An 11,661-nucleotide genomic window follows, 5' to 3' on the forward strand; every position below is an offset into this window, starting at 1 on the left:
CCGAGGCTGCCGCATGTACGCCCTGATCGACGGCAACAACTTTTACGTGAGCTGTGAGCGCGTGTTCCAGCCGCGCCTTAACGGCCGGCCCGTGATCGTGCTTTCCAACAACGACGGCTGCGCCATCTCACGCAGCAACGAGGCCAAGGACATCGGTGTGCCGATGGGCGCGCCCTGGCACGAGATCCGGCACCTGGAGAAGACGCAGGGGCTCGTCGCACTCTCGGCCAATTTCTCCCTCTACGGCGACATGTCCGATCGCATGATGAGCCTGCTGGCCGGGTTCGGTGCGCGGCAGGAGATCTATTCCATCGACGAGTGTTTTATCGACCTCACCGGCATGCCGGATGAGCTGGTCGAACTGGGCCACGCCATGTGTGCAAGCGTGCAGCAATCGTTGGGCCTGCCCTGCAGCATCGGCATCGGCCCGACCAAGACCCTGGCCAAGTTTGCCAACCACATTGCCAAGACGGTGGAGCGTAAGGCCGGTGTTTATCCGGCACAGCATGTCCGCGTGTGCAATCTGGTCGAACTGGAGCGTCCGGAGTTGGAGCGGCTGCTGGCCGCTACCGAGGTCGGGGTGGTCTGGGGCGTGGGCTGGCGCCTGCGTGAGCAGTTGAGGGAGGCCGGCGTGCACACAGCGCTGGACCTGGCACGCCTGGACCCGGTGCAGGTGCAGCGCCGCTGGTCCGTGGTGCTTGAGCGCACCGTGCGTGAGCTACGGGGTGAACCCTGTGTGGACCTCGACGACGGGCCGCAGCAACGCCGGCACATCGCGGTCACGCGCTCCTTCGGGCAGAAAGTGGGCGCGCTGGCCGATCTGCGCGAGGCGGTGACGGTGTTCGCCACACGCGCGGCCGAGAAGCTGCGCCGCCAGCGCAGCGTGGCGTGCAAGGTCTACGTCTGCATCCGTACTGGCCATTACGAACGCCTCAACCCTTATTCGGAGAGCCGCGTTGCCGATCTGCCCTGCCCGACCCAGGACACCTCGCTCATCGTGCAGGCTGCGCTGCGGGCACTGGATGCGGTCTACCAGCCCGGCTATCCCTATGCCAAGGCGGGTGTCATGCTGCTGGACCTGAAGTCCGAACGGCCGCGGCAGGCTGAACTCGATCTGGGCGCAGCGCCCGGTTCACGCATCGCCCGCGTGCTGGACCAGCTTAATCAGCGTTATGGGCAGGACACGGTTTTTCTTGCGAGCGCCGGTCTGGGCGGGCGCCAACGCCGCTGGAGCATGCGACAGGCGCACCGCACGCCGCGCTACACGACCTGCTGGGACGAACTGCCCGTGGCGCGGGCCTGAGCGCCTTCAGCCGAGTTGCCAGACCCCGCCGCTGCAACGTTCGATGCCTGCCAGGTCCTGGCGTGATTGCACATCGGCAAAGCCGGCTTGCGCCAGCAGGGAACGAACGGCTTGCGCCTGTTCCCAGCCATGTTCCAGCAGCAGCCAGCCACCGGACGCCAGGCGCAGCGGCGCCTGTGCGACGATGGCGCGGAGGGCGTCCAGGCCATCGGGGCCGGACGTGAGGGCCTGGCGGGGTTCGTGGCCGAGCGCTTCGAGATGCGGATCGCCTTCGGCGATATAGGGCGGGTTGGAGACGATGAGTTCGTGGCGCTGCGTGAGGCCCTCAAGCCAGTTGCCCTGCGAGAAATGCACGTCCAGCTCCAGACGCTGGGCGTTGGCGCGTGCCACGGCCAGCGCATCGGCGCTGGCATCCACTGCGCTGACCTGCGCGTCGGGGCGGGTGTGCTTGATCGCCAAGGCGATGGCGCCGCTGCCGGTGCCCAGGTCAACGACCCGCGGAGAGGGAAGGCCCTGGAGGCAGGCCAGCGCCCAGTCCGCCAGGGTTTCGGTATCGGGCCGCGGGTCGAGCACACGGGCATCGACCTGCAGGCTCAGGCCGTAGAACTCGCGCTGGCCCGTCAGGTAGGCCAGCGGGGTGCCGGCCGCACGGCGGCGCGTGAGGTTGATGTAGCGCATCTCCGCATCCGGGGCGAGCGCGTCGCTGTCGTGCGCCACCAGCCAGGCGCGGTCGTTCTGCGGCCGGCCCAGTGTGTGCAGCAGCAGCAATTGCGCGTCGAGCCGCTCCAGCCCGAGGGCGGAGCAGGCCGCGTTGAGGGCTTGCTGGATCTGCATGGTGGTCCCGACGACGATCTGTGCTACTGAAAATGTAGCTGCATTGTAGGGTGGCAAGCCGGTTTCGGGGCGATTTCCGGGGTTCAGCTGTTGCCGACTTCCAACTCTGCCAGCTGTTCGGCCTCGCGTGCCTGGCGCAGGCCCTGCACCACCTCGTCGAGTTCGCCCTCCATGATGCGGTCGAGCTTGTAGAGCGTGAGGTTGATGCGGTGGTCGGTCAGGCGGCCCTGCGGGAAGTTGTAGGTGCGGATGCGGTCGCTGCGGTCGCCGCTGCCGATGAGCCCTTTGCGCAGGGCGGCGTCCTTGGCGGCGCGCTCGCTGCGCTCCTTTTCCTGGATGCGGGCCGAGAGCACCTGCAGGGCCTTGGCCTTGTTGCGGTGCTGGCTGCGGTCGTCCTGGCATTCGGCCACGATGCCCGTGGGGATGTGCGTGATGCGCACGGCTGAGTCGGTCTTGTTGATGTGCTGGCCGCCGGCGCCGCTGGCGCGGTAGGTGTCGATGCGCAGGTCGGCCGGGCTGATCTGCACGGCCTGGGCCTCGTCGGGCTCGGGCAGCACGGCCACGGTGCAGGCGCTGGTGTGGATGCGGCCCTGGGTCTCCGTGGCGGGCACGCGCTGCACGCGGTGGCCGCCGGATTCGAAGCGCAGGTCGCCGTAGACGCCGCTACCGGAGGGGCCGTCACCGGCCGTACCGGCGATGCGCAGCACCACCTCCTTGTAGCCGCCCAGTTCGCTGGGCGATTCGCTGATGAGCTCGGTCTTCCAGCCGCGGCGCTCAAAGTAGCGTGTGTACATGCGCAGCAGGTCGCCCGCGAACAGGGCCGATTCGTCGCCGCCGGTGCCGGCGCGGATTTCCATGAAGGCGTTGCGGGCGTCGTCCGGGTCCTTGGGCAACAGCAGGCGTTGCAGATCTTCTTCCAACTGGCTCAGTTCGGCGCTGGCGGTCTCGATCTCTTCCTGTGCCATCGAGGCCATGTCGGGGTCGGCCAGCATGTCCTGGGCGCCGGCCAGATCGGCCTCGCGTTGCTTGTAGCGTTCATAACGACCGGCCATCTGCGTGACCTCGTTGTGCTCACGTGAAAGCACGAGAAACTGGCTCATGTCGGACATGATGTCCTCGCGCGAGAGCAGGAAGTTCAGTTCCTCCAGGCGCTGGGCGTAGCGTTCGAGTTGCTGGCGCAGAAACGGTTTCATAGCGGGGCGGGCGTAAGGGGCTTCGACAGGGGTTTGCCCGGAAGGGGCAAGCGATGGTGCGGGCGGTGAAGCCAGCTAGCGCAGCGCAGGGCCGCCCCAAGCAAGCGCGGCCCCCTCGGGGGGCAGAGAGCTACACGCAGTGAGCGAACGTGGGGGCACCATTACTTCTCTTTGCGCAGGAAGAAGTGCTGGATGGCGGCGCTGGCGCGCTCGCGCGCGGCGGCGTCGCCGGCATGCAGTTCGGCCAGGGCGCCGTGCAGCATTTTCTGCGTAAGGCCCCTGGACAGGGCTTCGAGCACGGTGTCCACGTCTTCACCCTTGGCCAGCAGCTTGCGCGCGCGCGCGATCTCGGCGCCGCGCCACTCGTCGGCCTGGGCGTTGAGCTGCCGGATCAGCGGCACGCTGCTGCGCTGGTCCATCCAGTGCATGAAGCTCTGGACACCGGCGTCGATGATGACTTCGGCCTGGGCCACGGCGGCCTGGCGGTTGGCCTGGCCGGTCTGGACCACGGCGGCCAGGTCGTCCACGGTGTAGAGGTAGACGTCGGGCAGGCCCTTGACCTCGGGCTCGATATCGCGCGGCACGGCCAGGTCCACCATGAACATGGGGCGGTGCTTGCGCTGCTTGAGGGCGCGCTCCACGGCACCCAGGCCGATCAGGGGCAGGGTGCTGGCGGTGCAGCTGATGACGGCGTCGAACTCGTGCAGGCGCTCGGGCAGTTCGGCCAGGCGCATGGTTTCAGCGCCGAAGCGGCTGGCCAGCTTCTCGCCGCGGTCCAGCGTGCGGTTGGCGATGACCATGGCCTTCGGCGTTCTGGCCGCGAAGTGGGTGGCCGCCAGTTCGATCATTTCGCCGGCCCCGACGAAGAGGATGCGGACCTGGTGCAGGTCTTCGAACAGGTTGCCGGCCAGGCGTACGGCGGCGGCGGCCATGCTGATGGAGTGCGCGCCGATCTCGGTGGAACTGCGCACTTCCTTGGCGACAGCGAAGGAACGCTGGAACAGCTGGTTCAGCGTGGTGCCCAGGGCGCCGGCCTCTTCGGCCACGCGTACGGCGTCCTTCATCTGGCCCAGGATCTGGGGCTCGCCCAGCACCATGGAGTCCAGGCCGCTGGCGACACGGAAGGCGTGGCGCGCGGCCAGATTGCCTTCGAGCGCGTAGGTGTGCGAGCGCAGCTCTTCGGCCGAGACGCCGCCGCTGCGCGCCAGCCAGTCCAGCGTGGGGGCGATTTCCAGCTGCTCGCTGGCGCAATAGATCTCGGTGCGGTTGCAGGTGGAGAGGATGGCCGCCTCGGGCGGACGCGGCAGGGCGCCACGCAGCCCGTCCAGGGTAGGGGGCAATTGGTCGAGCGCGAAGGCAAAACGGCCGCGCAGATCGAGCGGCGCGGTCGTGTGATTGATGCCCAAAGCCCAGACTGCCATGGCGGGATTATAAAATTTATAGACGCATCAATGGTTTGCGTCATTTTTCACCGATGCTTGAGCTATTCCATGAACCTCCAAGACATCCTCTTTCACCTGTTCAATTTCGCCGCCCCGGCCTTTGCGTTGGCCCTGCTGCTGCCCCTGCTGGCCCGTCCCTTTTTCAGGAAGCAGGCCTGGCTTCTGCCCTGGTGGGGACAGGTGCTGGTGAATTTTGTCGTGGGTGTGCTGGCCTTGCTGGCCAGCCTGTGGTGGCTGGAGCGTGACGGCAAGATGCTGGCCTATGCCATGCTGGTGCTGGCAGTGGCCAGCACGCAGTGGTTGCTGGCCCGCGGCTGGCGACGCTGAGCCGGCGCATGGGTAAAACCGGGCAGGGCCCGGCTTTACGACCCGACAGCAGCTGTCAGAAGTTGTAGACCACGCCCACGGACAGGCGTGTGACGTCGGCCTTGCTGTTGGAGGACGGGATCTTGACCCGGCCCAGGCTCTCGTATTGCACGCGCATGCTGAACTCCCTGTCGAAGCGGATCTGGCCACCAAAGCCATAGATCAGGTCATCGGGCAGGCCGTTGACCCCTCCGTCGTGCAGGCCCACGCCGGCCTTGCCGAACAGATGAACTTTGCTGTTGAGGGGCACCTTGCCCACGGCCACGGCGCTCAGGATGTTCTGGCTGATGTTCACGCGTCCCGGGCCGGGCACGTCGGCCGTGGCGCTGCCGATCATCGTCAGACCCGCTTCGAGGTCGAGGTTGTCGAGGTAGTGGTAACCGCCGGAGAGCGTCAGGGCGCCGGGGCTGGAGTAGGAACCTGGCCCGCTGAGGCTGACGATGCCGTAGTCGGCGGCGGCGTAATAACGCGCGTTCTGGGCCAGGGCAGGGCTGAGGGCGGCACTGCACAGCAGGGCGGTGGCTAGAAGTTTTTTCATGGCATGTACCTCGTTGTTGCGATAAAAGGCCGCGGAATGCGCGGTGGTGCGGCCGGAATTATCGAAGCGCCATCGAGGGGCCTTGTAACCAGGTGTTATGTCCCTGTTCAACGAAGGCATAAAAAAACCGGGCGGGGCCCGGCTTGTTCGGCAGCGTCGCGCGACGTCAGAAGTTGAGCACGCCGCCGATGGACACGCGGCTGATGTCGGCGCCCGGATCGCTGGGGCCGCTCTTGGCCTTGCCCAGGTTTTCGTACTGCAGGCGCAGGCCGAAGCGTTGGTTGATGTTGAACTGGCCGCCGAAGCCGATGATGCCGTTGGCCGTGGTTTCCTTGCTGTAGGTATTGGAATAGGCGCCGGTGCCCGTGACCTTGGCGGTGTGGAAGCCGATGCCGGCCTTGCCGAACAGCTCGAAGCTTGGCGACAGCGGCAGGACGCCGACGGCCAGGAAGCGGGCATCGCCCTGCTCGGCGGTGGTGGTGCCGTTGCTGTAGACCAGGGTGGAGTCACCGTAACCGGTCAGGCCGCCTTCGAGCGCGAAGTTGCGGCTGAAGCGATAACCGCCCGAGACGGTCAGGGAGCCCGGGTCGGCGTAATTGGTGTTCTGCATCTTCAGCTTGCCGGCGTCCAGCGCGAGGTACCAGTGGTTCTCCTTCTGGGCCAGGGCGGGGGTGGTGATGGCGGCGCACAGCAGGGCGGTGGTGAGGATTTTTTTCATGAAAACTCCCGATAGGGTATGGAGGGTCAAAAAGAAAGGCGCCTGCAGAGGGGCGCGGGCGTGATTCTAGGCATCCCATCCATAAGACGCTTCAAGCTCCCTTTTGGTTGACGGCCGGCGGGCCGTGTCGTCAGGCGGGGGTGAAGAGATCGACCCGGTCGGTGATGATGCCGTCCAAGCCCAGGTCCAGCAGACGCCGGGCCGCGGCTTCGTCGTTGACCGTGTAGCACAGGCAGCGCAGGCCGGCCTGACGCGCCTGGGCGAGGCTGTCGACATTCCACAGCGCATGGTTGCAGACCACGGCCACGCAACCCAGGGCCCGTGCTTTTTCCAGCCAGCCGTTCCAGAGGGAGTCGAGCAGCAGGCCGCGCGGCAGGTCCGGTGCCGTGGCGCGCGCGCCTTCCAGCGCCTCGGGCTGGAAGGAGGTCAGCAGGGGCGGCACGGTCTGGCTTTGCCACAGCTGTGCCGCTGCCTTTGCCACGACTTCACCGGTGCGACGTTCGCTGCCCGGCGTGGGCTTGATCTCGATGTTGAGGTGATGGCCGTTGCGCAGGCAGTAGTGGGCGATGGCCTGCAGCGTGGGCAGGGGCTCACCGGCATGGGCGCGGCTGTGCCAGCTGCCGGCGTCGAGCTGCGAGAGGGCCTGCCAGGGCTGCTCGCCGGCCGTGCCCCGGCCGTTGCTGGTGCGCTCCAGCGTGGCGTCGTGCAGCAGGAAGGGCACGCCGTCGGCGCTGAGCTTCACATCGCATTCGAACATGCGGTAACCGTGCGTGGCGCCCAGGCGGAAGGCGGCCAGGGTGTTTTCCGGCGCCAGCTTGCCGGCCCCGCGGTGGGCGACCCAGCGCGGGTAGGGCCAGTGCTGCGCGTCCACGAGGCTCATAGGCGCTGGCCGGTGTTTGCGTCGAAGCTGTGCAGGCGCTCGGCTTGCGGCACCACGTGCAGGGTGCTGCCGATGTCCGGCGCCACCCCCGTTTTTTCATCCGTGCGCACGATGAGTTGCTCGCTGCCCAGGCGGGTGTAGAGCAGGCGCTCGGCGCCCAGCATTTCGATCGCCTCGATCTGCACGCTCCAGCCCTCGGGGGCGGCTTGCGGCACGATGTGCAGGTGCTCGGGACGGATGCCCAGCGCAGTGCCGGGTTTCACATGCGGAGCGTTGTGCAGCAGGTTCATGGGCGGCGCGCCGATGAAGCTGGCGACGAAGGTGGAGGCCGGGCGGTGGTAGACCTCTTCGGGCGTGCCGAACTGCTCCATGCGGCCGGCGTTCATGACGATCATGCGCTGGGCCAGCGTCATGGCCTCGACCTGGTCATGCGTGACGAAGAGCGAGGTGATGCCGAGTTCGCGGTGCAGCTTCTGGATCTCCAGGCGCGTCTGGGCGCGCAGCTTGGCGTCCAGGTTGGACAGGGGTTCGTCAAAGAGGAAGACCTGGGGCTGGCGCACGATGGCGCGGCCCATGGCCACACGCTGGCGCTGACCACCGGAGAGTTCGCGCGGCTTGCGCTCCAGAAAGGGCGCCAGTTCCAGGATGCCGGCGGCCTTGTCGACCCGGGCGCGGATCTCGTCCTTGGGTACCTTGGCGATCTTCAGACCGTAGGCCATGTTGTCGAAGACGCTCATGTGCGGGTAGAGCGCGTAGTTCTGGAACACCATGGCGATGTCGCGCGCGGCCGGCTCCAGTTCGTTGACCACGCGCTCACCGATGCGGATCTCGCCGCCGCTGATTTCCTCCAGCCCGGCCACCATGCGCAGCAGGGTGGACTTGCCGCAGCCCGAGGGGCCGACGATGACGATGAACTCGCCGTCGGCGATGGACGCGTTGACGCCGTGGATGACCTGGTTGGCCTTGGGGCCGTGGCCGTAGCGCTTGATGACGTTGGAGAGGGTCAGGGATGCCATGGTGGATTGAGCGTTCTGGGTTGAGCGTTGAGCGGGTTCACACGCCGGACGCTGAACGTCCAGCGCTGAACCTGACGGTCATTTTTCGGTATCGACCAGGCCCTTGACGAACCATTTCTGCATGAGGATGACCACCAGTGCCGGTGGCAGCATGGCCAGGATGGCCGTGGCCATGACGATGTTCCAGTCGTTGGCGGCGTCGCCCCCGGAGATCATGCGCTTGATGCCCATCACCACCGGGTACATGTCCTCGCTGCTGGTGACCAGCAGGGGCCAGAGGTACTGGTTCCAGCCGTAGATGAACTGGATGACAAAAAGCGCGGCGATGGAGGTCTTGGACAGGGGCAGCAGCACGTCCCAGAAGAAACGCATGGGCCCGGCGCCGTCCATGCGCGCAGCTTCCACCAACTCGTCGGGCACGGTGAGGAAAAACTGGCGGAACAGGAAGGTGGCGGTGGCCGAGGCGATCAGCGGCACGGTGAGGCCGGCGTAGCTGTTGAGCAGCCCCAAGTCGCTGACGACCTGGTAGGTCGGGCCGATGCGCACCTCCACCGGCAGCATCAGCGTGACAAAAATGGCCCAGAAGAAGAACTGGCGACCCGGAAAGCGGAAGTAGACGATGGCGAAGGCTGACAGCAGAGAGATCACGATCTTGCCCAGTGCGATGACCAGCGCCATCACGAGGCTGACGGTCATCATGCGTCCGACCGGGGCCGTGGAAGCCGCACTGCCGCTGGTGCCGAAGATGGCGGCCGCGTAGTTTTCCACCAGGTGGGGGCCCGGCACCAGGGGCATGGGGACCTGGACGATGTCCTGCGCCGTGTGGGTGGAGGCGACGAAGGTGATGTAAAGCGGGAAGGCGACGACGATCACGCCCAGGATGAGGACGAGGTGCGAGATCGCAGTGGCAAGAGGGCGACGTTCAACCATGGTGCACGATCAGTAGTTGACCTTTTTCTCCACGAAACGGAACTGCACCACGGTCAGGGCAATGACGATGACCATGAGGACGACCGACTGTGCGGCAGAGCTTCCAAGGTCCAGCGCCTTGAAGCCGTCGTAATACACCTTGTAGACCAGGATGGCCGTGTCCTTGCCGGGGCCGCCCTCGGTCGCCGCATCGATGATGGCGAAGGTGTCGAAGAAGGCATAGACCACGTTGATGACCAGCAGGAAGAAGGTGGTGGGCGAGAGCAGGGGAAAGATGATGGTCCAGAAACGCCGCCAGGGACCGGCGCCATCGATGGCGGCGGCCTCCACCAGGCTTTTCGGGACGGATTGCAGGCCGGCCAGGAAAAACAGGAAGTTGTAGGAGATCTGTTTCCAGACGGCCGCGAAGACGATCAGCGTCATGGCCTGGCCGCTGTTGAGCAGGTGGTTCCACTCAATGCCCATGCTGCGCAGCGCGTAGCTCACGATGCCGATGGACGGTGCGAACATGAACAGCCAGAGCACGCCGGCCACGGCCGGCGCGACGGCGTAGGGCCAGATCAGCAGCGTCTTGTACAAGGATGCGCCACGCAGAACCCGGTCGGCGAATACGGCCAGTACAAGCGACAGCGACAACCCTAGCGTGGCTACCAGGAGTGAGAAGACGGCGGTGGTCTGGAAGGAGGCCAGATAACTCTCGTCGGCCCACAGACGCCGAAAGTTTTCCAGCCCGACCCATTCGATCGAGGTGCCGAAGGCGTCCTGTTGCTGCAGGGACTGGACCAGGGCCTGGGCGGCAGGCCAGAAGAAGAAGACGGCGATGACCGCCACCTGGGGGGCCAGCAGCACCCAGGGCAGCCACCAAGACTTGAAACGGACCCGTTTTTCCATGCCGCGATTGTGCTCTACCAGAGTCAAAAAAGCCCTCCCCCGCCTGGCGGGGGAGGGTAGGGGAGGGAGGGCCGTCAGGCGGCGTCAAGCCAATCAGGGCTTAGCCCTTGTTGGCTTTTTCAAATCGCTCCAGCTGCTCGTTGCCGCGCTTGACGGCGTCGTCCAGCGCTTCCTTGGCCGACTTCTTGCCGGCCCAGACCTGTTCCAGTTCCTCGTCCATGATGGCGCGGATCTGGTTGAAGTTGCCCAGACGCACACCGCGCGACTTGTCGGTGGTCTTGCGGATCATCTGGTTGACGGCGGTTTCCGTGCCCGGGTTCTGCTTGTAGAAGCCCGTCTTCTCGGTCAAGGCAAACGATGCCAGCGTGATCGGCAGGTAGCCGGTGCGCTGGTGGCTCTTGGCCTGAATTTCGGCATTGGTGAGGTAGTTGAAGAAAGTGGCCACACCCTTGTACTCGGCCGCCTTCTTGCCCGACATCACCCACAGGGAGGCGCCGCCGATGATGGTGTTCTGCGGCGCACCGGCCACGTCTGCATAGTAGGGCAGGGGGGCGATGCCGAAATCGAACTTGGCGTTCTTCTTGATGCTGGCGTAGGTAGATGAGCTGGCCGTGGCCATGGCGCATTCACCCGAATAGAAGGGCGCATCCCCCTTGTTGCCGCGGCCGCGGTAGTGGAACAGGCCCTGCTTGGCCATGTTGGCCAAGTTCTCGATGTGGCGCACGTGCAGCGGGCTGTTGAAGACCAGTCGCGCCGAGGTGCCGCCAAACCCGTTGTTCTGAGTGGCGAACAGGGTGTTGTGCCAGGTGGAGAAGCTTTCCAGCTGGGTCCAGCCCTGCCAACTCGTCGTGAAGGGGCAGGCGACGCCCGAAGCCTTGAGCTTGGCGGCGGCCAAGGTCAGCTCGGGCCAGGTCTTGGGCGGGTTGTTGGGGTCCAGGCCGGCCTTCTTGAACAGGTCCTTGTTGTAAGTCAGCACGGTGGTTGAGCTGTTGAAGGGGAAGCTCAGCATCTGTCCGTTGGGGGCGGTGTAGTAGCCGACGATTGCAGGAATGTAGGCTTTGGCGTCGAACTTGTAGCCGGCGTCGCTCAGAACCTTGCCGACCGGTACGATGGCGCCCTTGGCGGCCATCATCGTGGCGGTGCCGACCTCATAGACCTGCAGGATGTGCGGGGCGTTGCCGGCGCGGAAGGCGGCAATGGAAGCCGTCATCGATTCGTCGTAGGTGCCCTTGTAGGTGGGCACCACCTTGTACTCTTTCTGGCTGGCGTTGAAATCGTTGGCAATGTCGACGACCCAATCGTTCAGGCCGCCAGTCATGGAATGCCACCACTGGATCTCGGTCTGGGCCTGGGCGGCGGGTGCGAGCAGCAGGGCCGAGAGGGCGGCGACGCTCAGTTTCACGGAAAGTTTCATGCGGGGCTCCTTATGGACAAGCTCGCCAGCCTAGGCGGGAAATGTGACATACACATTAAGCCCCGGTTACTGTCATCTCCGGATGCGGGGTTTCCATGATGCGGGCATGGCCCCAATGCGCTTGCCTGCAGGCCTT

The 11,661-nt window shown here is 65.6% G+C and carries 12 protein-coding genes; 2 read left to right on the top strand and 10 right to left on the bottom strand.

Annotation, left to right across the window (positions count from 1 at the left end; genetic code table 11):
• Nucleotides 1-13: 13 nt before the first annotated feature.
• Entirely contained in the window at nt 14-1,303 is a 1,290-nt protein-coding gene (locus ACYVH8_RS03275) for a Y-family DNA polymerase (RefSeq protein ID WP_460487450.1), read from the top strand.
• A 6-nt stretch (nt 1,304-1,309) separates the two neighbouring features.
• Here the strand turns inward: ACYVH8_RS03275 and prmC are convergent, their stop codons facing one another.
• The 3 genes from prmC to hemA all read right to left on the bottom strand — a co-directional run bounded on the left by prmC (nt 1,310) and on the right by hemA (nt 4,751).
• Entirely contained in the window at nt 1,310-2,137 is an 828-nt protein-coding gene (gene prmC, locus ACYVH8_RS03280; RefSeq protein ID WP_460487451.1) for a peptide chain release factor N(5)-glutamine methyltransferase, read from the bottom strand.
• 83 nt (nt 2,138-2,220) lie between these two features.
• The gene (prfA, locus tag ACYVH8_RS03285) at nt 2,221-3,330 is read right to left on the bottom strand and encodes a peptide chain release factor 1 (protein ID WP_460487452.1); all 1,110 of its coding nucleotides are present in this window, start codon (nt 3,328-3,330) and stop codon (nt 2,221-2,223) included.
• Between the two features lie 161 nt (nt 3,331-3,491).
• Complete coding sequence (gene hemA, locus ACYVH8_RS03290; RefSeq protein WP_460487453.1) at nt 3,492-4,751, bottom strand: glutamyl-tRNA reductase; 1,260 nt, start codon at nt 4,749-4,751, stop codon at nt 3,492-3,494.
• Nucleotides 4,752-4,820: 69 nt separating this feature from the next.
• On the opposite strand from hemA, the gene ACYVH8_RS03295 reads away from it, so the two are divergent.
• Entirely contained in the window at nt 4,821-5,099 is a 279-nt protein-coding gene (locus tag ACYVH8_RS03295) for a hypothetical protein (RefSeq protein ID WP_460487454.1), read from the top strand.
• Between the two features lie 55 nt (nt 5,100-5,154).
• Here ACYVH8_RS03295 and ACYVH8_RS03300 read toward each other — a convergent pair whose 3' ends face one another.
• The 7 genes from ACYVH8_RS03300 to ugpB all read right to left on the bottom strand — a co-directional run bounded on the left by ACYVH8_RS03300 (nt 5,155) and on the right by ugpB (nt 11,525).
• Nucleotides 5,155-5,676, bottom strand: coding sequence for a porin family protein (locus ACYVH8_RS03300; RefSeq protein WP_460487455.1), 522 nt, complete (start codon nt 5,674-5,676; stop codon nt 5,155-5,157).
• A gap of 166 nt (nt 5,677-5,842) precedes the next feature.
• Nucleotides 5,843-6,394 carry a porin family protein gene (locus ACYVH8_RS03305; protein ID WP_460487456.1) on the bottom strand — a complete coding sequence of 184 codons (552 nt, stop codon included), beginning with the start codon at nt 6,392-6,394 and terminating at the stop codon, nt 5,843-5,845.
• A 130-nt stretch (nt 6,395-6,524) separates the two neighbouring features.
• Nucleotides 6,525-7,274 (bottom strand): glycerophosphodiester phosphodiesterase, encoded by a 750-nt coding sequence (gene ugpQ, locus ACYVH8_RS03310; RefSeq protein ID WP_460487457.1) that lies wholly within the window; start codon nt 7,272-7,274, stop codon nt 6,525-6,527.
• Nucleotides 7,271-8,290 (bottom strand): sn-glycerol-3-phosphate import ATP-binding protein UgpC, encoded by a 1,020-nt coding sequence (locus tag ACYVH8_RS03315; protein ID WP_460487458.1) that lies wholly within the window; start codon nt 8,288-8,290, stop codon nt 7,271-7,273. The genes ugpQ and ACYVH8_RS03315 overlap by 4 nt, the downstream gene beginning before the upstream one ends.
• Nucleotides 8,291-8,368: 78 nt before the next feature.
• Nucleotides 8,369-9,220, bottom strand: coding sequence for a sn-glycerol-3-phosphate ABC transporter permease UgpE (gene ugpE, locus ACYVH8_RS03320; protein ID WP_460487459.1), 852 nt, complete (start codon nt 9,218-9,220; stop codon nt 8,369-8,371).
• A 9-nt stretch (nt 9,221-9,229) separates the two neighbouring features.
• The gene (gene ugpA, locus ACYVH8_RS03325) at nt 9,230-10,111 is read right to left on the bottom strand and encodes a sn-glycerol-3-phosphate ABC transporter permease UgpA (protein WP_460487460.1); all 882 of its coding nucleotides are present in this window, start codon (nt 10,109-10,111) and stop codon (nt 9,230-9,232) included.
• 100 nt (nt 10,112-10,211) lie between these two features.
• Nucleotides 10,212-11,525 (bottom strand): sn-glycerol-3-phosphate ABC transporter substrate-binding protein UgpB, encoded by a 1,314-nt coding sequence (ugpB, locus tag ACYVH8_RS03330; RefSeq protein WP_460487461.1) that lies wholly within the window; start codon nt 11,523-11,525, stop codon nt 10,212-10,214.
• Nucleotides 11,526-11,661 lie beyond the last annotated feature (136 nt).

The organism is Curvibacter fontanus, assembly GCF_054780335.1.